The sequence below is a fragment of the Serinicoccus chungangensis genome (assembly GCF_001483745.1).
GTDB classification, from domain to species: Bacteria; Actinomycetota; Actinomycetes; order Actinomycetales; family Dermatophilaceae; genus Ornithinicoccus; species Ornithinicoccus chungangensis_A.
On sequence record NZ_LQBL01000002.1, the window covers coordinates 19,138 to 39,485 of the forward strand.

At 69.5% G+C, this 20,348-nt stretch carries 15 protein-coding genes, 1 other RNA gene and 1 pseudogene; 2 read left to right on the forward strand and 15 right to left on the reverse strand.

The annotated features are described in order from the left end of the window. Positions 1-62: 62 nt before the first annotated feature. From AVL62_RS00355 to ssrA, 7 genes and pseudogenes are all read right to left on the reverse strand, one after another. Positions 63-1,169: an FtsX-like permease family protein gene (locus AVL62_RS00355; RefSeq protein ID WP_058889710.1), complete on the reverse strand. Its 1,107-nt coding sequence runs from the start codon at positions 1,167-1,169 to the stop codon at positions 63-65. Further along, complete coding sequence (locus AVL62_RS00360) at positions 1,166-1,867, reverse strand: ABC transporter ATP-binding protein (RefSeq protein WP_058889711.1); 702 nt, start codon at positions 1,865-1,867, stop codon at positions 1,166-1,168. Before AVL62_RS00360 ends, AVL62_RS00355 begins: the two co-directional genes overlap by 4 nt. 3 nt (positions 1,868-1,870) lie before the next feature. After that, entirely contained in the window at positions 1,871-2,944 is a 1,074-nt protein-coding gene (locus AVL62_RS00365; RefSeq protein ID WP_058889712.1) for a peptidoglycan-binding domain-containing protein, read from the reverse strand. A 1,849-nt stretch (positions 2,945-4,793) separates the two neighbouring features. Further along, positions 4,794-5,319: pseudogene (locus AVL62_RS00370) on the reverse strand (ISL3 family transposase); the annotation flags it as partial. Between the two features lie 182 nt (positions 5,320-5,501). Continuing rightward, positions 5,502-6,059 carry a hypothetical protein gene (locus tag AVL62_RS00375; protein WP_153011585.1) on the reverse strand — a complete coding sequence of 186 codons (558 nt, stop codon included), beginning with the start codon at positions 6,057-6,059 and terminating at the stop codon, positions 5,502-5,504. Positions 6,060-6,361: 302 nt separating this feature from the next. Beyond that, the gene (locus AVL62_RS00380) at positions 6,362-7,564 is read right to left on the reverse strand and encodes a tyrosine-type recombinase/integrase (protein WP_153011586.1); all 1,203 of its coding nucleotides are present in this window, start codon (positions 7,562-7,564) and stop codon (positions 6,362-6,364) included. A 216-nt stretch (positions 7,565-7,780) separates the two neighbouring features. Further along, positions 7,781-8,147, reverse strand: a transfer-messenger RNA (tmRNA) gene (gene ssrA, locus AVL62_RS16330). 125 nt (positions 8,148-8,272) lie between these two features. Between ssrA and AVL62_RS00385 the strand changes: the two genes are divergently transcribed. Continuing rightward, positions 8,273-8,707, forward strand: coding sequence for a hypothetical protein (locus tag AVL62_RS00385; RefSeq protein WP_058889715.1), 435 nt, complete (start codon positions 8,273-8,275; stop codon positions 8,705-8,707). Here the strand turns inward: AVL62_RS00385 and smpB are convergent. The 4 genes from smpB to ftsE are packed head-to-tail and all read right to left on the reverse strand — an operon-like array spanning position 8,691 to position 12,582. Further along, positions 8,691-9,167 (reverse strand): SsrA-binding protein SmpB, encoded by a 477-nt coding sequence (gene smpB / locus AVL62_RS00390; protein WP_058889716.1) that lies wholly within the window; start codon positions 9,165-9,167, stop codon positions 8,691-8,693. The two genes, AVL62_RS00385 and smpB, sit on opposite strands and share 17 nt — an antisense overlap. Before the next feature lie 59 nt (positions 9,168-9,226). Further along, positions 9,227-10,951, reverse strand: coding sequence for a M23 family metallopeptidase (locus AVL62_RS00395; RefSeq protein WP_083518556.1), 1,725 nt, complete (start codon positions 10,949-10,951; stop codon positions 9,227-9,229). 15 nt (positions 10,952-10,966) lie between these two features. Then, positions 10,967-11,890 (reverse strand): permease-like cell division protein FtsX, encoded by a 924-nt coding sequence (ftsX, locus tag AVL62_RS00400; RefSeq protein WP_058889718.1) that lies wholly within the window; start codon positions 11,888-11,890, stop codon positions 10,967-10,969. Next, positions 11,887-12,582 (reverse strand): cell division ATP-binding protein FtsE, encoded by a 696-nt coding sequence (ftsE, locus tag AVL62_RS00405; protein ID WP_058889719.1) that lies wholly within the window; start codon positions 12,580-12,582, stop codon positions 11,887-11,889. Before ftsE ends, ftsX begins: the two co-directional genes overlap by 4 nt. Before the next feature lie 262 nt (positions 12,583-12,844). On the opposite strand from ftsE, the gene AVL62_RS00410 reads away from it, so the two are divergent. Then, positions 12,845-15,256 carry an ExeM/NucH family extracellular endonuclease gene (locus AVL62_RS00410; protein WP_058889720.1) on the forward strand — a complete coding sequence of 804 codons (2,412 nt, stop codon included), beginning with the start codon at positions 12,845-12,847 and terminating at the stop codon, positions 15,254-15,256. Between the two features lie 77 nt (positions 15,257-15,333). Here AVL62_RS00410 and prfB read toward each other — a convergent pair whose 3' ends face one another. The 4 genes from prfB to AVL62_RS00430 all read right to left on the reverse strand — a co-directional run bounded on the left by prfB (position 15,334) and on the right by AVL62_RS00430 (position 20,075). Continuing rightward, on the reverse strand, positions 15,334-16,446 hold the full coding sequence (prfB, locus tag AVL62_RS00415) for a peptide chain release factor 2 (RefSeq protein WP_058889721.1): 1,113 nt from the start codon (positions 16,444-16,446) through the stop codon (positions 15,334-15,336). Positions 16,447-16,500: 54 nt separating this feature from the next. After that, a complete protein-coding gene (locus tag AVL62_RS00420; protein WP_058889722.1) occupies positions 16,501-17,058 on the reverse strand; it encodes a DinB family protein in 558 nt (185 codons plus the stop codon). A gap of 68 nt (positions 17,059-17,126) precedes the next feature. After that, a complete protein-coding gene (locus tag AVL62_RS00425) occupies positions 17,127-18,449 on the reverse strand; it encodes an MFS transporter (RefSeq protein WP_058889723.1) in 1,323 nt (440 codons plus the stop codon). A gap of 117 nt (positions 18,450-18,566) precedes the next feature. Next, on the reverse strand, positions 18,567-20,075 hold the full coding sequence (locus tag AVL62_RS00430; protein WP_058889724.1) for a 2-nitropropane dioxygenase: 1,509 nt from the start codon (positions 20,073-20,075) through the stop codon (positions 18,567-18,569). Between the last annotated feature and the right edge of the window lie 273 nt (positions 20,076-20,348).

Genomic DNA, 20,348 nt, shown 5'->3' on the forward strand with positions numbered 1-20,348 from the left:
GCCTGGGCCGATGTCGTTGAGGCGGCTGATCCACGCATACATCCTCTGATTGTTCTGTTCCCTCATGGGGTTCGGAGGATGCGGACGGGGTCTCGGGTGGCGGCGTAAAGGGCGGGGGGTATGGCGGCGGTGGTCGCGGCGATGAGGGCGAGGGTGGCGGTGCCGGTGGTGAAGTCGGCTGGGGGGATGGTGTCCTGGCCGAGGCGGGCGGCCAGGGCCAGGCCTGCTGCGACTCCGAGGGCGGCGCCGAGGATGGCGGGGGCGAGGGTGCGTCCGATGACGAGGGTGATGATGGTGGCCCTGGTGGCGCCCAGGGCGCGGCGGCGGCCGAGGTCCTTGCGGCGGACGAGGACGTCGGCCAGGACGACGATCGCCACGAGCAGGGCGCCGCCGCCGAGCACCCCGAGCAGTAGGGTCGCGCCGAACGCGGCGAGGTCACCGGTGACCTGGGCCTGCAGGTCGGCCAACGAGACGGGGGAGGTGATGGTGACCGCGTCCGGGGTGGGCGGCTCGACCAGCGCCAGGACACTGGCTTGAGTGGTCTGCGCGGCCGCGGCGTCGGTCAGCACCACCTGCAGGGTGTCTACCGGTTGGTCGGCGGGCGCGACGTACAGCACCCCCGCGGCGTAGTCACCGAACGGGTCCCGGGGGGTGAACGTCCCGACGACCGACCAGTCGTCGACCTCGCTGGTCGAGGCCAACGCGACCCACCCGAACGGGTCGGCCATCCCGAGCTGTGTCATCGCGGTGTCGGTGACGATAGCCTCCCCCGGGCCTGGCCACCGCCCGGCCTGCAGGTCGGCGACCGCGGCCAGGTCACCGTGCACACCCCACGCGGGCACCCGGGTCCCGCCTTGCCCGATGACTCCGTTGACGACATCGACCGGGATCAGGGTCCCCACCCCACGCTCGACCGTCGACAGGGTGCTCGCCTGGTCCACCACCGTCGGCGGCAGCAGACCCTCACCGCGGGCGTCCGCGACGGCCAGGACCCGCGACCCGGCCTCGTCCAACCGGTCGGTGAGCTGTTGCTCCGCGGCGGCGGTGCGGCCCACGGTCGCGATCGTCGCTGCGCACATCACCGCGACCAGCAACCCGACCAGTGCCGAGGGGACCTTGGACGCCCACGCCGTCGCGGCCGCCTCCCGCACCACCAGCACCCACCTCACAGCGCCAGCACCTCATCCGCGTGGTCCAGCACGAACGGGTCGTGCGTGGCGATCACCACCGTCCGCCCCCCCGACCCACCCGCTGGCGGCGCATCGCCCGCGCCGTTCCCTGAATGGTCTGCCGCTTGGTCGCGGCCGCCGGCGGCTGCGGACAACGCGGCCAGCACCCCGGCGGCGTTGTCCCGGTCCAGGTTGCCGGTCGGCTCGTCAGCCAGCACGACGACCGGGTCGGTCACCAGTGCCCGGCACACCGCGACCCGTTGCGCCTGGCCACCGCTGATCTCTCCCGGCCGGTGTCCCGCCCGCGCCTTAACCCCCATCTGCTCGAGCAACTCTGACCCGCTGGCCCGGGCATCACCCAGCCGCCACCCGGCATACAGCGCCGGCTCGATGACCGAGTCCAGCACGGTCCGGGTCGGGTCCAACGCCGCGTCCTGGAACACGAACCCGATCCGGTGCGCCCGCACCCGTGCCCGCGCCGCGTCCGGCGCGGCCGAGACCGCCTCGCCCTCCAGCAGCACCCGCCCCTGCGACGGGGTCAACATCAGGCCCAGCACGTACAGCAACGTCGACTTGCCCCGCCCCGACGGTCCCGTCACGGCCGTCACCACCCCTGGGGTGAACACGTGGGACAACCCCCCGAACAGCTCCTCAGCACCTTTCGCGTACGCGAACGACACACCCTCCAGGGCCAGCACGGCTCACCCTCCCCCGGTCTCATCGCCACCATCACGTGGTACCTGCGCTGGGTCCCCGGCCACCAGCACCCGCAACCCCTCCTCGAGCCCTGCACCTTCGACGACCGCGATTCCCTGCCCCGAGCCGGCCACCACCACCTCAACCTGCCCGTCCTCGGTCACCACGAACGCGCTGCCATCCGCGCGGGTCCGTACCGCTGCCGCCGGGACGCTCAACCCCTCCACCCGGGGCACCACCACGACCTCAGAGCGCACCGTCACCTGCTCATCCCCCGGCAGCGCCCCGCAGTCTTCTCCGCAGACCGGCCCACCGCCCGGAGCGGTCAGCTCGAACACCGTCGACCCCGACTCGTCCACACTCGACCCGGCGATCACCCCCGTCCACTGCTGGTCCTGAAAGCTCATCTCCACCGTCGCCTCGGCCGGGATCAACCGGGCCTGCTCGGCGGTCACCACCAGCACGAAGTCCCGCTCCCCCGTCGGCGCCAGCACCGCATCCTCACCGCCCGACACCTGTGCCCCCACCCTGATCGCCTCACCGACCGTGACCGTGGCCGGCAGCTCCGGCACCGCGACCAGTTCCCCCAGACCCACCACCCCAGACTCCGGCAGTCCCTGCTCCTCCTGCCACGCCTCTACCGCATCCTCAGTCGCCTGACCGAAGTCACCATCGGCCTCACCGTCCAGATGCCCCCCGGCGATGAGCAGCTCCTGCAACGCGACCACGTCCTCACCGCGCACACCCCGGGACAGCTCCCGCCAGAACGGTTCTCCCGCCTGCACGACCCGCACCGGTGTCCGCCCCACCGTGTACACCACACCACCGGAATCCACCCGGCCCGGCGACGTCGAGGTCACCACCCCCGACAACCCGTTCACCGCCACCACCCCCACCGGTTGGCGCACCGTGGTCGACAGCGGCAGCGACCGCCCCACCGACCCCTGGACTACCTCACCCCACACCACCTCACCGGCCGGCGAGCTCGACTCGCCCACCGAGCTGTCCGGCAACGTCGCCCGCGACGCCCACCACCCCGCGCCACCCACCAGCACACACAGCACGACCACCAGGACCACACCCCATGCGCGCCGACCGATGCCCCCATTCCTCACCATCCACGGATCCTCTCACCTCTGGCTTACTCCGAGCGGCTCCAACACGAGCAACGGCCCCACCGAAGCCGTCAACAAACGCCTTGGGCACCTCCGCGGCCTCGCCCTCAAATGTCGCAACCTCGCCCACGAGGTTACAAGCGCTCCCCGTGGCTGGCCGGTTCAGACCACGGCTATGTCTTGCTTTGTCGTAAGCACTCTGGCGGTGTTCACGAGGCTGTCTATGCGGCTGACTGGAGCGGTCCCACGTTTTCCCCTGGATCTCCTTGCGCGAACCCGCTAGCTCGTTCAAGGGTGACCTCTTTGAGACGTCGAACCGCTCCCGCAGCAAGAGCGACTTGCCGCGCTGATCCACTACAAGGAGTCAACTGGAGTCGAGGTGCGAAGTGGCGGCAGACTGGCCTGGTAGCCGTAAGAGCCTACTACTCTTGGTCATAGAACGGAACGGTCATTCATCTCCACGTCACGTCGCAGGTGCCTGTCTGTCAATCATTATGCGCACACGTCGTCCCACCGCCCCGACTAACCTGACTGACTCGAAGCTTGGTCGAGGAGGCGACGGCGTAGCCAGTCTTACCCACACGCCGGGCGCCTCCACTGAGCAAGGCAGATAAGACGCGCCAAGATCAATGAACCCGCCACGAAATTAAACCAGCGTATTAACGGCAGCAATGGCTAGATTCGAACGTGCGCGAGATCCACCTAGTTCTCGAACACTTGCTCCAGAGGCGGCTGAGGGCACGTCTCCAACGCTTCCATTACGCCATCCTGTCCAAGACCGGTATACGGATCCCACGGCGGCGATCCACCTCCACCAAGGCTGGCCAAGTACGTTTCAACGTACACCTCAGAGCTTGGAGGTTCGGTGGTGTCAAAACCATTCTCACGTAGGCAGTCGACGACTCCCAACTGCAGCTCGTAGTATTCTGAAAGCTCCCCTCGTGTTGGCGGCGGCGGCATTGGCGGATGCCCCCCAACGACTCCATCACACGTTTCGAACGCGCTTTGAGCTGCGTTAGCAATTTGGTCTGTATCTCTCCCAGCGGGCTCAATACCGTCTCCCGTTTCCATTACTCGCATCGGCACGCCCTGTTCGGTCATGCACTTCGCCATATCGGTGTAGTAAATGCGAAGACTGCCCGCGAACTCTGCGTAAGCATGCTCGTTGGAGAGATTCTCATCTTGCTGCGTGCAACCCCCGAGTGCAAGCGCAATTACAACCGCTGAGAACCGAAGAGCGCGCCTTTTTTCAAGCATCTTCTCGGCACTGGCAGACGCGCGGTCTGATCCAACCCTCAGACACTGCGGCAAGTTCCATAGGTGTTCGTTTCGTTGACAAGAGAATAATACTGTTCGTTCACCTCAACTTTCCAGGTACCACCAGGTCCATAATACCCTCTGGTCGTCCAGCCGGTAGAGGAATAGAAACGGTAGGTTCCCCCAGGAGACTTGTGCCCGATCTGGCCATAGGTGTTGCCTATAGAATACGGAACGCGAGGACTGCAGTAACTTGCGGTGGTTGTGCCGTGCTCGCTCTTGCTCAAAGTATCCGCTTGGGCAGGTGTCGCCAAGACGGATAGACCCAACAGTAATGCAGCTGCGGACGTAGCAGTCGCGGCGGTTCGAGTGAATCGGTTGTTTCTAATCATGTGCTATTGAAGACACGATAGGCTTGCGACGTCAAGGAGTCGCCGGTTGATTTGACCGAATCTTTACCGGCTCTTCACAGATGAGGGTGTAGAGGGGGCGGGCGCGTCGGTCCGGGGGCGGTAGGTGTCGAGGTCTTTCGATGATGGAGGTTCCTAATCTCGATGCGGCCAGCGGACCGGTCGGCGTTGCGGTAGGCGGTAATCATCCGTCGGTAGACGCCCCAGGTGACCTCGACCTGCACGTGCTGCTCGTTCGCGAACAGTTTGTCGAGGCGCTGCTGCTGGCGGTCGACAAGCAGTTCGGCGCCGGCGTGCAGCGTCCGCCCCGCGGAGTACAGCGGGTCGCCCTTGCGGCCGCGGTGACCGTGCAGGTCCTGCTGGACCCGGCGACGGCCCTCATTCCAGGCCCCGCCGGCCAGGCGGACCACGTGGAAGGGATCCATCAACGACACCGCGCCGGGTAGCTCTTCGGTGGTGGCGGTCTCAAGCCCGGCGAAGCCGTCCATCGCGACGACTTCGATGCCGTCGCGCCAAGCCTGGTCTCGTTCGGCGAGCCAGTCGCCGAACACCTTCTTGGAGCGTCCGTCGAGCATCGCGAGCAGCCGGGAGGGGCCGGTGCCGTCGCGGACCGGGGCGAGGACGATCATCACGTTGGCGTACTTGTCTGTGCCGCCACACTTGCTCGTCAACCCGACGGCGCGGTGGTGGTCTCCGAGGCTGGCGTGCACGAAGCGACAAACGCAGTAACGATCACGATCCCGGTGATCTTGACCAACAAGCTTGACCCGGCGGCGGTCCCCACACCACCTGTAGGAATCTTTCGCCTGCTCATTCACCGATCCTGTCACAGACCGGCATTGGCCTCGTGTCGATTATCCGAGGGGTTCATTCTGCGGGCACCGTTCCTCCACCTCGGACCACTCGACGTCACTTGACGCGATCTGGTCGTAAACCTGGGCCCCGGGAACCCAGCCCATACCCTGTCCGGCCAGGAAGGTCTCCAACGACGGGGGCGTGCTGACCGTGAAACCGAACTCCGCCACGCACGGCACGTACTCCTCGACGAGATACTCGTAGTGGGCTGTGAGGGAATCTTCCACGGGCACGTTGGCGTATTCTGGGGCTACCGGATACTGCGCATCACAGATGTACTGATCAAGGTTGAGAGCGTCCTGCTGCTCGACCGGGACCTCGCGGATGGTGATGCCGCCGTCCTCGATGTCCACGGGCCAGCCTCGCTCCTGCAGACACTCACCAAGCAGCCGCAGCCCGTCACCCCCGGGTATCGTTTCGCGGACCACCTCCACAGGAGGGGGGTCTTCGATCCCGTACATCACCGCCAGCTCGGCCAAGAACTCCTCCCGCGTCGAGCCGCCCACCGTCGTGGCGACCTCGTCGTTACCAGCCTCAGATGGTAGGTCGACATTCACGCTAGGACTATCGGGGGTGCACGCTCCAAGAAGGACGAGAAGGGCCGTCCCAGCACTCATGGATAGAGCCGACGCCAGTTTCGATCTTCCTAGAGACCGGGAAATGGTCGTTGGTGTTGATGTCCCCATAGTTTCCGACGATACCCCGGCCAGTGCTCATATGCTTCGACGGAGTGGCGCTGGCCTAGAGCGCGCGGCCAGGCCACTGCGACACGGGCACGTTTTGACCGCCCGCGACTGAGTCGCAGTCATTGTCGCTCAGGTTGCTCTCGACGGTCCGCGGGTGGGCACCAGCACGTGTTTCACTTGCGGGGAGATGCCACACCTGCGGGCAGGCTGATGTCGCGGCTGAGCCGATCGGTGAGGGCCCGGTCGCGCTCGGCGGTGGCGTGCTGGTAGCGCAGGGCGACGGTGACGTCGGTGTGGCCACCGCGGTGGAGCAGCTCGGCGAGGGTGGCGCCCTGCTCGGCGTACTTGCTCAGGCCGGTGTGCCGCAGGTTGTGAAAGCGGAACCCGGGCCGACCGGCTGCTTCACGGGCCGCTCGCCACGCCTTGTCGAGGGCAGTCTGCGAGACCCGGGCGCCGCGGGACCCTGCCAGGACCGGCGCGGTGTGGCCGGCGGGGGTGTAGGTGTCGAGGTGTTCGCGCAGGGCGGGCAGCAGCGCCGCTGGGAGTGCCACCGATCGGACGCTGTCCGCCTTGGGAGGTGTCAGGGCGTTGGCCTTGACGTTCCACTGCCGGCGGACGTGGAGGACGGCTCGCTGCGGGTTGTCCAGGTGCTCGAGGTCGCGGCGCTGCAGCCCGAGCAGCTCCCCGATCCGCAGAGCGCACCATGCGGCCAGGGGGATGGCGATCTGCAGATGAGGGGGCATAGCCTCGGTCATGGCTCGCACCTGCTCCGGTGAGGCGACGTCCCCGTCGTCGTCCTCGGGGCGGACCCGGCGGTGCTTGGCCGCGGCTGGAAAGTCGAAGCGCTCCAGTCCCCCGGCTCTCGCCTTGACCGCCGCGTTGAGCCTCGAGCGCAGGACGATCACCGTGTTGGGTGCGACGCCGTTGACCCGGGCCCCGGGGTGGCGTCGCGACGGTCGGCGGGCCAGCGCAGCCAGGTGCTCGGTGACCTGTTCGGTCGTCAGGTCGACGAGCCTGACCTCACCCAGCTCGGGCAGCACGTGGTTCTTGAGCACCGAGCGGTAGGAGACCACCGTGGCCGGGGAGCGGCGGGGGTCCGCCTCGAGAGCCGCCAGCCACGTCTGCGCCCACTCCCCCAGTGTCAGGGCCTCCGTCTGGACCCGTACCGCCTGTGACTGCTGCGCCGCGCGACGCTGGGCCGGGGGCACGAACGTACCTCGGGCCGCGTCGGCCTTGGCGATGTGCAGGGCCGCCTTGGCGTCCGTGAGGGTCTGGAACATGCCGAGGGAGTGGGTTCGACCCTCGACGTCGACCCGCACGCGATAACGGCCGCGGTACTGCGTGATGCCCCGTGGAAGCCTCGAGCTCGTCGGCACGCGAATACTCCTCCCGACGGGGGAAGCGTACCGCTAAGTTACCGATGTTTGTGCAGGACAACGAACCCAACCCGTGTGACAGCTGTGTGACAGTTTTTCTGGCGTTTCGTGTCTCGACAAGGCCATCTGCGTCCCCCAGCACGAAGCCCCCGAATCCGCGTCCTTATGCGGATTTCGGGGGCTGAGGTGCGACAACCCGCACAGCGTGAGACACGTGGGTGGAGGTGGCGGGAATCGAACCCGCGTCCGTTACCGGGAAATCAGGGCTTCTCCGGGTGCAGTGCGCTGTGGATTTTCTCGGCCCCAGGGCTCGCGCGCACACGTTCCCTGACAGGCCCGGTCGAGTAGAAGTCCCACGTGATCCCTCGACATGATCACGCAGCAAGTCACCTAGCTGATGCCAGGCACTGAGTCGGTGACGCGCTCAGGCTGACAGACTTCGGGCTCGCTCAGGCGGCGAGGGCGAAGTCGCTGCGCTTGGAATTGGCAGCTATTGGTTTCGCAAGGAGCGTTGACGAGATGACCTTGCATCCTCGACCCGCTTCCCCTGAAGTGCCGTGCAACGTCGAAACCGATCACCCCCATGGGGTGCCTCACGCTGTGCAGTTGTCAACCAACCCGGAGGGCCCGGGCGACCCGAGGGAGTCTACGTGGTCCAACGGCTCGACCACCACGGAGATTCCCGAGGACCGTGAGAGGCTGCCGTGCATGAGCTTCCCCGGGGCATCGGCCGACGAGCAGCACCGCGACGCGCTGCGTCCGCTGACGATCGTCGTCGTCGCCATGGCGGGTGGACTCGTCATGCTCGCGGTGGTCCTGGTGCTCATCGGGGCCCGGCTGGAGACCCCCGCCACGTGGCAGCTGCTCGTGGCGGGCCTGGCGACCGTGGGGGCCTGGGGACTGGCCCTGGCCGCGCCCGTCCCCCGGCAGAGCGGTATGCCGCTGCTCGCCCAGGTGCAGCCGTTCGTCGTCCTGCGCGCCGCGCTGCTCGAGGCGCCGGCGATGGTGGGGCTGGTCCTGGCCTTCGTCAGCCAGCCCATGAACCTGCTGGTCTACCTGGTGCCCGCGCTGTTCTCGCTAGCGGGGCTGTGGCTGTTCGCCCGCCCGTCCGTGGTGGTGCGTCGCCTCAGCCGTGCTTCTTGAGGTGCGCTGACATCGCCCGTTCGGCCTCACGACGGTCCTGGCGCTCACGCAGCGTCTGCCGCTTGTCGTGCAGCTTCTTCCCCTTCGCGAGCGCGATCTCGACCTTGGCCCGCCCGTCGACGAAGTAGAGCGAGAGCGGCACGATGGTGTGACCGGCCTGCTCGGCCTTGGCGACCAGCTTGTCGATCTCCTCGCGGTGCAGCAGCAGCTTGCGCCGCCGCCGCGCCGAGTGGTTGGTCCACGTCCCCTGGGTGTACTCGGGGATGTGGACCCCCTCCAGCCACAGCTCCCCCTGGTACTGCGTGGCATACCCGTCGACGAGGCTGGCCCGCCCCATCCGCAGCGACTTCACCTCGGTACCGGTCAGCACGAGACCGGCCTCGACGGTGTCCTCGATGAGGTACTCGTATCGGGCCTTCTTGTTGCTGGCGATCAGCGTGCGTCCGGTCTCCTTGGGCATGGCCGCACAAGTCTAGGCGACGAACGCCTGTCGATCACCCGGGTTGTGGCGCGCGCGGGTCAGAGCCAGGTGCGGGGGTTGACGGGGGTGCCGTTCTCCCGGGTCTCGAAGTGCAGGTGGCACCCCGTCGACGACCCGGTCGTGCCGACATACCCGAGCAGCTGACCGCGGCTCACCGCCTGACCGGGTGCGACGACGGCGGCGCTCTGCAGGTGCAGGTAGCTCGTCGTGAGGTTCACCCCGCGCAGGACCCCGTGGTCGACGATGACCATGTTGCCCCCGCCGGCGTCGAAGCCGGAGGTGTAGACCACGCCGTCGGCCGCCGCGGTGACCGGGGTCCCGCAGGCGGGGCCGAAGTCGATGCCGGCGTGCAGCCGCCAGGTCTGGAAGACCGGGTGGAAGCGGTCGCCGAACTCGCTGGTGACCGGTCCGCTGGTGGGGACCGACAGGATGCCGCTGGACGCCGCCGCCGCGGCCTGCCGCTCCTCCTCGGCCTGACGCGAGGCTCGCTCCTCGGCGGCCTGGCGCTCGGCGGCCTCCCGCTCCGCAGCCGCCTGGGCCGCCTGGGCGGCAGCCGCCGCCTCCGCCTCGGCCGCCTCGGCCCGCCGCGCCGCCTCCGCGGCAGCCGCCTCGTCGCGCAGCCGCTGCGCCTCGGCCTCGGCCTCGCGCTGGCGCTGGGCCTCCCGCTCCGCCGCCCGCTGCCGGGCGGCCTCCTCCTCGGCGGCCCGCTTCGCCGCGGCCTCGGCGGCCGCCTGCCGCCGGGCCTCCTCCTCCGCCTTGCGCCGGGCCTCCTCCTCGGCCTGACGCCGGGCCTCCTCGATGCGCTCGAGCTCGGCCTGCTCCTGGTCCTTCAGGCCGTCCTTCGTCCGGGCCAGCTCGGCCAGCTCCTGCTCCAGGGCCTGCGAGCGCTCCTCCTCGGCCGCCAACGACTCCTCGACCTTGGCCTTCTCGGTCTCCAGGTCGGCCTTGGCCTGCTCCTGCTCGGCCTCCCGCTGCTCGAGCTCGGCCTTGGCGGCGTCCGCCGTGGCGCGCGCCTGCTCCTTGGCGACGACGTTGGCCTCGGCCTTGGCGAGCAGGTAGGCGATGTCGGAGCGCACCCCGGCCAGCCGGTCCTGCTCGGCGACCTGCTCGGCCTCCTGCGTGGCCAGCTGCCGGATCTGCTGGTCCTGCACGCGCAGGACCGTGCGGGCCATCGACATCTGGTCGACCGCGTCGGCCTCACCGGACAGCAGCTCCAGCGTGGTGGCGAGCGAGCCCATACCGCCCTGCTTGTAGCTCTGCCGCGCGATCGCCCCGACCGTCGCCGAGGTGTCCGCCCGGTCGTCCGCCACCTGCTCGAGCGAGTCCTCGATCTGCGCCTCGTTCTCCCGCGCCAGCGCCAGCTCGCCCTCGATCCGCGCGGTCTCGGCCTCGGCGTCGGCGAGGTCGAGCTCGGCCTCCTCCAGCACGACGCGGGCCTGGTCGACCTGGGCCGTGGTCTCCTGCAGCCGCTCGTCCGCAGCCACCAGCTCGGCACTGGTGTGCTCCAGCTCCTCGCCGAGCTCGCGCACCTGCTCGGCCGAGCTGTCCCGGTCCGCACCGGTCCGCTGCTGCTCGTCCTCGACGCTGCTCAACCGGTCGCGGATGTCGTCCAGCTCACCGGAGGCGAGTGCCGGGGTGGCCACGCCGATCGCGCCGACGAGGGCCAGCGCCAGGGCACGGCGCACGCGAGGCCGGTATGCCGTCACGCGCCGCACCGGCGTCGCGCCGTCTCGCCCGGCGCCGGGTCGGGGGGTTCTCATCATGGTCACTTCTCCTTGTCAGACCCTGACGTGGCGCCGCAGCGCGGTCCAGGCGGTCACGACGGCGAGCAGCACTGCCCCACCGACGAGGAACGGGGTGATCAGCCACAGGTCGCGCTCCCCGACCAGGCTGACCAGGCCGCTCTCCCCCGCGAGCAGCTCGGACAGGAAACCGCTGATCCCGAAGCGCACGGTCGCCCAGAGGAGGGCGACGGCCAGCGCGGCACCGAGCACCGCGGCGACGACGGTCTCGAGGATGAACGGCAGCCGGATGGAGAAGGCCGAGGCCCCGACCATCCGTTGGATCGCGGTCTCCTTGCGACGGGTCCAGGCGGTGAGCCGGATCGTCGTCGAGATGAGCAGGACCGCGCAGACGACCATCGCCACGGCGAGCGCGAGCGCCCCCCAGCTGAGGGCGCCGAGGAAGGCGAAGAGCCGGTCGACGACCTCCCGCTGGTCCTCGACGCTGTCCACCCCCGGCGCCTGCTCGAAGGCTGCCCGGATGACGTCATACCGCGAGGGGTCGGACAGGTTGACCCGGAACGACGCGGGGATGGACTCCTGCGGCACCGACTCCAGCGCCGAGGAGTTGCGGAACTGCTCGGTGAAGCGCTCGTAGGCCTCGGCGTTCGACTCGTAGAAGTACTCGGTGACCAGCGGCTCCAGGCCCTGGAGGTCGCTCTCGATCTGGTCCCGCTGCTCCGGCGTCACGGCACCAGCCGTGCAGCCGGGCGCGTCCGTCGAGTCGGGGGTGCACAGGAAGATCGACACCTGGACCCGGTCGTACCATTCACCCTTGGCCGTGCTGACCTGGGCCTGAGCGAGCAGACCCACTCCCAGGAAGAACAGCGACACCATCGTCACGAGGACCACGGAGACGAACATGGAGAAGTTGCGGCGCAGCCCGTTGCCGACCTCCCCGAGGAGGAAGCCGGGCCTCACGGCAGCGCCGCCCGCCGGTAGCCGCCCTCGGCCTGGTCGCGGACGACCTGGCCGTCCTGCAGCTGCACAACCCGCTTGCGGAAGTGGTCGACGATCGTCGTGTCGTGGGTGGCCATGACCACGGTCGTCCCGGCGCGGTTGATCCGGTCCAGGATCGCGACGATCTCCTCGCTGGTGTCCGGGTCCAGGTTGCCGGTGGGCTCGTCGGCGAGCAGGATCGGCGGCTTGTTGACCATGGCGCGGGCGATGGCGACCCGCTGCTGCTCCCCGCCGGAGAGCTCGTGCGGCAGCCTCCTGCCCTTACCCTGCAGCCCCACGAGGTCGAGGGTCTCCGGCACCCGCTGCCGGATCTCGTGCCGGCTCGCCCCGAGGACCTGCAGCACGTAGGCGACGTTCTGGTGGACGGTCTTGCCGGAGAGCAGGCGGAAGTCCTGGAAGACGGTCCCGATCTGCCGGCGCAGCAGGTGGACACGACGGGGGGCCAGCTCACCCAGGTCGTGGCCGGCGACGAGAACCCGCCCGCGGCTGGGCCGCTGCTCCAGGATGACCAGCCGGAGCAGCGAGGACTTACCGGACCCGGACTCCCCGACGACGAAGCAGAACTCTCCTCGTCGAACGTCCAGGTCGACCTCGTCCAGCGCCCAGGGGTCAGCCTTGGCGTAGCGCAGGCTGACGCGCTCCATGGTGATCATCCGGGCGGGACTCCAGAGGTGTGTGGGACGGCTGTGGCGTGTGGGTGAGGAGTTTCGACCGCGACACACGGTAGCCGACGGGTGCCTGGGGTCAAGGGCTCCCACGCCGGGCGTACGCCGATCCCATGGACCGGGCGAACTCTGCGTGACATCTGGGGTGTCGCACGCGGGTCGGGGAGCGTCTGTCGGCCCCACGGGCTACGGTCGTGGAGCCGTCACAGCGGCACACGCCCACCGTCCCTTGCCCATTGGAGTGCACCACATGCAGAACGTCCCCAGGCGCGCCGTGGCCGCCGCGTCGACGGCAGCCCTGGCCGTCACCGGCCTCGTCGCCCTCTCCCCCGCGGTCCAGGCCGCCGGCCCCGGCCTCGTCGTCAACGAGGTCTACGGCGGCGGCGGCAACAGCGGCGCGGTCTACACCCACGACTTCGTCGAGCTCGTCAACTCGACCGACGCCCCGGTCGACCTCGACGGGTATGCCGTCTCGTACTACTCCTCCTCCGGCAACCTGGGCAACGCGTGCCCGTTGTCGGGCACGGTCGAGCCGGGCGCCTCGTACCTCATCCAGCAGAACCCCGGCTCCGGCGGCACCACCCCGCTGCCCGACCCCGACATCGAGTGCGGCGCCTCCATGTCCGGCTCCAACGGCATCGTCGAGCTCAGCCTCGACGGCGAGGTCGTCGACCTCGTCGGCTACGGCTCGGCCACCCGCTTCGAGGGCAGCGGCGCGGCTCCCGGCCTGTCCAACACGACCTCGGCCAGCCGCAGCGACGCGGTCGACACCGATGACAACGCCGCCGACTTCACCCGGGGCGAGCCGACCCCGACCGGGAGCGGTGGGGGCACGGACCCCGAGCCCGAGCCCGACCCGGAGCCGGTCGACACGACGATCGCGCAGATCCAGGGCACCGGTGCCACCTCGCCCCTGGAGGGCCAGCCGGTGAACACCAGCGGCGTCGTGACCGCGGCCTACCCGACCGGCGGCTTCAACGGCGTCTACCTGCAGACCGCCGGCTCCGGCGGCGCGGCCAAGGCACCGGGCGACGCCTCGGACGGCGTCTTCCTCTACAGCTCCTGGGCGGCCGACAACCTGGAGATCGGCGACTGCGTCGAGGTCGAGGACGGCGAGGTCGTCGAGTACAACGGCCTCACCGAGATCTCCGGCGGCTTCGTCACCGTCGTGGACGGCTGCGAGGCGGTCGTCCCGACCGTGCTGAGCAGCCTCCCGGCGACGGACGCCGAGAAGGAGGTCTACGAGGGCATGCTCGTGCAGCCCGAGGGGACCTACACCATCACCAACAACTACCAGCTCAACCAGTACGGCCAGCTCGGGCTCGCGGTCGGTGACGAGCCGCTCTACCAGGCGACCGACCAGGTGCTCCCCGGCCCGGAGGCCGAGGCCTACCAGGCGGCGAACCAGGAGAAGTACATCACCCTGGACGACGGCTCGAGCTGGGACTACGTCCGCAACTCCACGGCGCAGGACTCCCCGCTGCCCTACCTGTCCGCGCAGGAACCGCACCGCACCGGCTCGCAGGTCACCTTCGAGCAGCCGGTCGTCCTGGACTACCGCTTCCAGTGGAACTACCAGCCGGTGGGCCAGGTGGTCGGCTCGGACAGCCCGGTCGACCCGATCAGCAGCGAGAACGACCGGGAGTACGCCGCGCCCGAGGTGGGTGGCAACATCCAGATCGGCGCGTTCAACGTCCTCAACTACTTCTCCGACCTCGGTCAGGACGAGGAGGACTGCGACTTCTTCGCCGACCGCTTCGGCAACCCGGTCGCGACGGACTTCTGCGAGGTCCGTGGCGCCTGGTCCGAGCAGGCCTTCGCCGACCAGCAGGCCAAGCTGGTGACCGCCATCAACGGCACCGACGCCGAGGTGCTGGCGCTCATGGAGATCGAGAACTCCGCGGCCCTGTCCTACGTCGACCACCCGCGCGACAAGGCGCTGGCCGACCTCGTGGCCGCGCTCAACGCCGAGGCCGGTGAGCAGCGCTGGGCCTACGCCCCCTCCCCGACGGTCACCCCGCCCAACGAGGACGTCATCCGGACCGCGTTCATCTACGACCCGGACCAGGTCCAGCTCCTGGGCCCGTCGATGATCCAGCTGGACGACGCCTTCGCCAACGCCCGCTACCCGCTGGCCCAGAAGTTCAAGGCCACGGGCACCGGCAAGCCGTTCGTCGCGGTCGCCAACCACTTCAAGTCCAAGGGCTCGGGCGAGGACGACGGCACCGGCCAGGGCAACGCCAACCCCTCGCGCATCGCGCAGGCCGAGGCACTGACCGCCTGGTCGGAGGAGATGTTCGAGGACGAGGCGATCTTCCTCATGGGCGACTTCAACGCCTACAGCCGGGAGGACCCGGTCCGCATCATCGAGGACGCGGGCTACACCAACCTGGCCCGGGCCGACGAGCCGGACTCGATGACCTACCAGTTCAGCGGCCGCCTGGGCTCCCTGGACCACGTCTTCGCCAACGAGAAGGCGCAGCGCCTGGTCACCGGTGCGGGCGTGTGGGACATCAACGCCGACGAGTCGATCGCGTTCCAGTACAGCCGGCGCAACTACAACGTCGTCGACTTCCACAGCGACGACCAGTTCGCCAGCTCCGACCACGACCCCGTCCTGGTCGGTCTCGACACGGGCAACCGGGGCAAGGGCAAGAACTGACCGGCGCACGCCCCTGACGTGAGCGGGCGGCATACCTCATCGCGAGGTATGCCGCCCGTTCCGCGTGCGGGGACCGCTCAGGCGTCCTGGCGGTCGGCGGAGCGCTTCCACCGGATCCCCGCGTCGATGAAGTCGTCGATGTCGCCGTCGAGGACCGCCGCGGTGGAACCGACCTCATGACCGGTCCGCAGGTCCTTGACCATCTGGTAGGGGTGCAGGACGTAGGAGCGCATCTGGTCACCCCAGGACGCCTTGACGTCGCCGGCCATCTCCTTGCGCGCGGCGTCCTCCTCGGCCTTCTTGAGCAGCAGCAGCCGCGACTGGAGCACCCGGAGCGCGGCGGCGCGGTTCTGGATCTGGCTCTTCTCGTTCTGCATCGAGACGACGGTGCCGGTGGGCAGGTGGGTCATCCGGACGGCGGAGTCGGTGGTGTTGACCGACTGGCCGCCGGGGCCGCTGGAGCGGAAGACGTCGACCTTGAGGTCGGCCTCGGGGATCTCGATCGTGTCGGTGCTCTCGATGAGCGGCACCACTTCGACCGCGGCGAAGCTGGTCTGCCGACGGCCCTGGTTGTCGAAGGGGCTGATCCGGACCAACCGGTGGGTGCCGGCCTCGACCGCGAGCGTGCCGAAGGCGTAGGGCACCTTGACCTCGAAGGTCGCCGACTTCAGGCCCGCCTCCTCGGCGTAGGACGTGTCGAGCACGGCGGTGGGGTAGTCGTGCCGCTCGGCCCACCGCAGGTACATCCGCAGGAGCATCTCGGCGAAGTCGGCGGCGTCCACCCCGCCCGCGCCGGAGCGGATCGTGACGACGGCCTCGCGGATGTCGTACTCCCCGTTGAGCAGGGTGCGGACCTCCAGCTGCTGGACCGCCTTGCGCAGCCCGGCCAGCTCCTTCTCCGCCTCCTGCAGCGTCTCCGCGTCGTTCTCCTCCCGGCCCAGCTCCACCAGGGCCTCGAGGTCGTCGATCCGGGCGTCCATGCCGGTGACCTTGTCGTGCTCGGCCTTGGCCCGGGACAGCGTGGAGGTGAGCTTCTGGGCACGGTCGACGTCGTCCCAGAGGTCGGGCGCGCTGGCCTCTGTCTCCAGGTCGCTGATCTGGGCGCCCAGGCGCTCGAGGTCGGTCACCTCCCGCACCGACGCCATGGTCGTGCGGAGCTGCTTGATCTCGGTCTCGAAGTCGACTGCCACGATCCACCAGCCTACGCCAGCGGACGACCCTCCCCGGCCTGCGCCCGGGGGTCGCTACTCCCCCGTCTGCCCGTCGACCAGCTCGCGCAGCACGTCCGCGTGCCCGTTGTGCCGGGCGTACTCCTCCACCATGTGGGTGAGCACCCACCGCAGCGACACCTCGTCCTGGCCACCCCAGGCCGGGTGCGTCGCCCCGAGCGGGTCCGCCACGTCCGCGGCCAACGCCTGGTGCAGCGCGGCACGGGAGCGCTCGACCGACCGGGCCCACAGGTCGCGCAGCGACGCGGGATCGTCACCGGCGGCGCTGGACCACTCCCAGTCGTGGTCCGCCGACCAGTCCACCTCGGCCCAGGGGGCCGGCATGGCCTGCCGCGACACCACCTGGGTGAACCAGTGGTCCTCCACCCAGGCCAGGTGCTTCAGCAGGCCACCGAGCGTCATACCGCTGGGGTGGCCGGGCAGGCTCACGCGCAGCCCGTCGGCCCCGAGGTCCCGGGTCTTCCACTTCAGCGTGGCCCGCTGGAAGTCGAGGAAGCCGGCCAGCGTCGCTGCCTCGCCCGCCGCCAGCGGGGGCTCCGGGCAGCCGACGTCGTCGATGGTGGTCTCGCTCATGACCCGCACCCTAGGGCCGCTCGCGGACAGCCGCCGACCGCTTTTCGTCCGGTATGCCGTCGCGCCCGTCAGGTGCGGGCCGACTCCTCGAGGTGCAGGTCGGAGTCCTGGAGCGACTTCGGCACCATGGACACGGCGACGAAGGAGACGATGGCCAGCACCGCGATGTAGACCCCGATGGTCCAGGACTGGCCGGTGCGCTGCAGCAGCAGCTCGGCGATGAGCGGGGCGAAGGCGCCACCGATGATCGAGCCGAGGGCATACCCGATGGAGACGCCGGAGTAGCGCACCCGCGCCGGGAACATCTCGGCGTAGAGCGCGGACTGCGGCCCGTAGGACGGGCCCAGGCCCAGGGTCAGCACGAGGATGGCCAGGGTGAACAGCGGCAGCGAGGCGGTGTCGAGCAGGAACCACATGGGGATCGCCCAGAGGATGATGATGCCGTAGCCGATCTGGAAGGTCAGGACGCGACCGATCCGGTCGGAGATGTGACCGCCGTAGAGCGTGAACACCAGCCACCCGACGCCGCCGAGCAGGGAGGCGATGAGGGTCTCGGTGCGCTCCATGCCGAGGGCGTTGACGCCGTATCCGTTGAAGTAGGCGATGACGAGGTAGCCGGCGGCGTTGTTGGCGGCGAAGATCAGCGCGGCGAGCAGGACGTTCTTGCGGTGGTGCCGGAACAGCTCGCCGAGCGGGGCCGACTCGTTCTGCCGCAGGCGGGCCATCTCGGCGAAGACCGGCGACTCCTCGACGGCCCGGCGGATCCAGTAGCCCACGCCGATGAGCAGGATCGAGAACAGGAACGGGATGCGCCAGCCCCAGGTGAGGAACTGCTCGTCGGTCATGAACGTGCTGAGCCCGAACATGAACAGCGTGGCCAGGATCATGCCGATGGGCACGCCGATCTGGGGGTAGGCGCCGAACAGGCCGCGTCGGCCCTTCGGCGCGTGCTCGACGGACATGAGGGCGGCGCCGCCCCACTCACCGCCGGCGGAGAAGCCCTGCAGGAGCCGCATGAGGATGAGCAGGACGGGAGCGGCGACGCCGATCTGGGCGTAGGTCGGCAGCAGCCCGATGATGGCGGTGGCGCCGCCCATCCCCACCAGCGTGAAGACGAGGACGACCTTGCGTCCGAAGCGGTCCCCGAGGTGGCCGGCGACCACCGCACCCAGCGGGCGCACCAGGAAGCTGATGCCGAGGGAGGCCCACGCGGCGAGCTGGGCGCCGCCCTCACCCATGGGGGCGAAGAAGAGCTGCCCGAGGACCAGCGCCGCAGCCTGGGCGTAGATGAAGAAGTCGTACCACTCGATGGTGGTGCCGACCAGCGTGCCGGCGAGGACCTTGCGCTCCTCCCGGGTGCGGTCGGCCTGCCTGCTGCTGACTCCGGTCATCCTCGACCCCTTCCAGACGTGCACGCCCGGAAGCGAACCCCCTGGGTCAGGGCCGACGCGGCGGTGCGGTGACCGCATCATAAGCACCGCACCCCGTGGAGGAGCGGCTGGGACGCGTCAGGCGGTGTGGCGCAGCCGCAGGCCCGCGGCCACCTGCTCCTGCAGGTAGTCCAGTGCCTGCAGGGCCGACCAGCCCTCCGGGTGGCGCTCGATGAGCGCCGTGGCCCCGGCGAGGTCCTGGCCCAGGGTCACGAGGGTGTCCTCAGCATACCCGTCCTTGCGCTCCTGACCGAGGCCGATGTTGGCCATGAGCCCGTTGCACAGGCACTTGCGGCCCACGGTGTCGGCCTCCTCGCCGCCCTTCTTGAGGTACATGTGGACCGGCTCGGAGGCGCAGCGGTAGCCGACCTCGCCGTCCTCGCGCTCGTAGGGCTGGCGCAGGTAGGACAGGTCGCACAGCCGGGGCCGCGCCTCGTAGACCTCGACCTGGCTCGCGGTGCCCTCCAGGGTGGCGACCTTGAACGGGAAGCCGGTCGGGCTGGCGCGCGGGTCGTTGCGCACCGTGAGCTCGCCGGTGCGCAGGCGGCCGATGAGCTGACCTCGCGGTCCGTCGGCGAGGCCCGACTCGTGCGACAGGGCGAAGAGCGTGCCGACCTGCACCCCGACGGCGCCGGCCGCGAGCGCCTCGGCCACCTTGTCGGGGGTGGAGTAGGCGCCGGCCATCCAGAACGGCAGCCCGATCTGGGTCATCTTCGCGAGGTTGGCCTCGTCGCGGTCCCCGTAGACGGGCTCGCCGGCGTCGTCCAGCTGCATCTTGCCGCGCGGGGGCGCGGAGTGGCCGCCGGCCGGGGGGCGCTCGACGACGAACCCGTCCGGGCGGATCTCCGGGTCGCGGTGGAGGTAGTTGGCGAGCTGGTCGACCGAGATGATGGCCAGGAAGTCCGGCTTGGTCAGCGTCGGCAGGTCCTCGCCGAGCAGGTCGGCCGGGTCCACGGTGACGTGCCGGCGCAGGGACCCCCCGGCGACGTCCGCCGAGATGCTGCCCGGCTCACCCGCGGCCAGCGAGCGCAGCAGCTGCGGGATCTCGCGGGGGATGCCGGCGCCCATGAGGACGTAGTCGACCCCGGCCAGCATGGCGCCCAGGATGGCCGTCGGGTTCGCCATCTGGATCTTCTCGAGGCAGTTGATGCCGACGGCACCCTCGTCGGTGTGCTGCGCCAGATCCTCCTTGGCCAGCCACACCTCGGCGAAGTTGCCGACGACGCCCAGCTCCTGCCCGGCGCGGGCCGTCTCGAGGGTGAGCTTGGGGATCGGCTTGTAGGGGGTGCCCGACGCCTTCCCGCCCTCGATGAAGTACTTGTCCAGCACCCGCTGAGCCATGTCCTGGCTGGGGAAGGCCGCCAGCGCGCGCCGGTAGTGCCCCCCGGGGTCGCCGTCCTGCAGCACCCGGCTGATGACGGCGTCCATCGCGGTGCCGGAGACGACGCCGAGGTGGCCGGCGCGCGCCACCTGGCGTGCCAGGCGCCAGCCGGAGACGGCGACGCCCATGCCGCCCTGGATGATCGTGGGGCGCGGGCGGTCGGTCTGGGTGGGCAGGTCGATGGGTGCTACGGGGAGTGCGGCCATCCGAGGGGACACCTCTCTGGTCGGGGAGCAGCCTACGGCGACGTAGGTTTCGCTTGCGTAGGTTACGGTAACGTAGGTTGCCACCCCTTGTCAGGCTCGGCCGGATCACCGCAGGTCAGCGCGTGGCGCCCTTCCGGCGCTGAGCACCCTCCGGCGGCCCCTCGCCACAGGTCCGCCGTGTGCAGTCGTGGCCCCCAGAGGGCCACCACCACGCCCGGCAGTGCGACCCGCTCGGCCGCCGTGTGCAGTCGTGGCCCCAGAGGGCCACCACCG

Bases quoted from the DNA above. Each gene is read 5' to 3' on its own strand.
- AVL62_RS00385 (WP_058889715.1), top strand. From the start codon at position 8,273: ATGAGCTTCCCCGGGGCATCGGCCGACGAGCAGCACCGCGACGCGCTG.
- smpB (WP_058889716.1), bottom strand. From the start codon at position 9,167: ATGCCCAAGGAGACCGGACGCACGCTGATCGCCAGCAACAAGAAGGCC.
- AVL62_RS00395 (WP_083518556.1), bottom strand. From the start codon at position 10,951: ATGATGAGAACCCCCCGACCCGGCGCCGGGCGAGACGGCGCGACGCCG.
- ftsE (WP_058889719.1), bottom strand. From the start codon at position 12,582: ATGATCACCATGGAGCGCGTCAGCCTGCGCTACGCCAAGGCTGACCCC.
- AVL62_RS00410 (WP_058889720.1), top strand. From the start codon at position 12,845: ATGCAGAACGTCCCCAGGCGCGCCGTGGCCGCCGCGTCGACGGCAGCC.
- AVL62_RS00420 (WP_058889722.1), bottom strand. From the start codon at position 17,058: ATGAGCGAGACCACCATCGACGACGTCGGCTGCCCGGAGCCCCCGCTG.
- AVL62_RS00425 (WP_058889723.1), bottom strand. From the start codon at position 18,449: ATGACCGGAGTCAGCAGCAGGCAGGCCGACCGCACCCGGGAGGAGCGC.
- AVL62_RS00430 (WP_058889724.1), bottom strand. From the start codon at position 20,075: ATGGCCGCACTCCCCGTAGCACCCATCGACCTGCCCACCCAGACCGAC.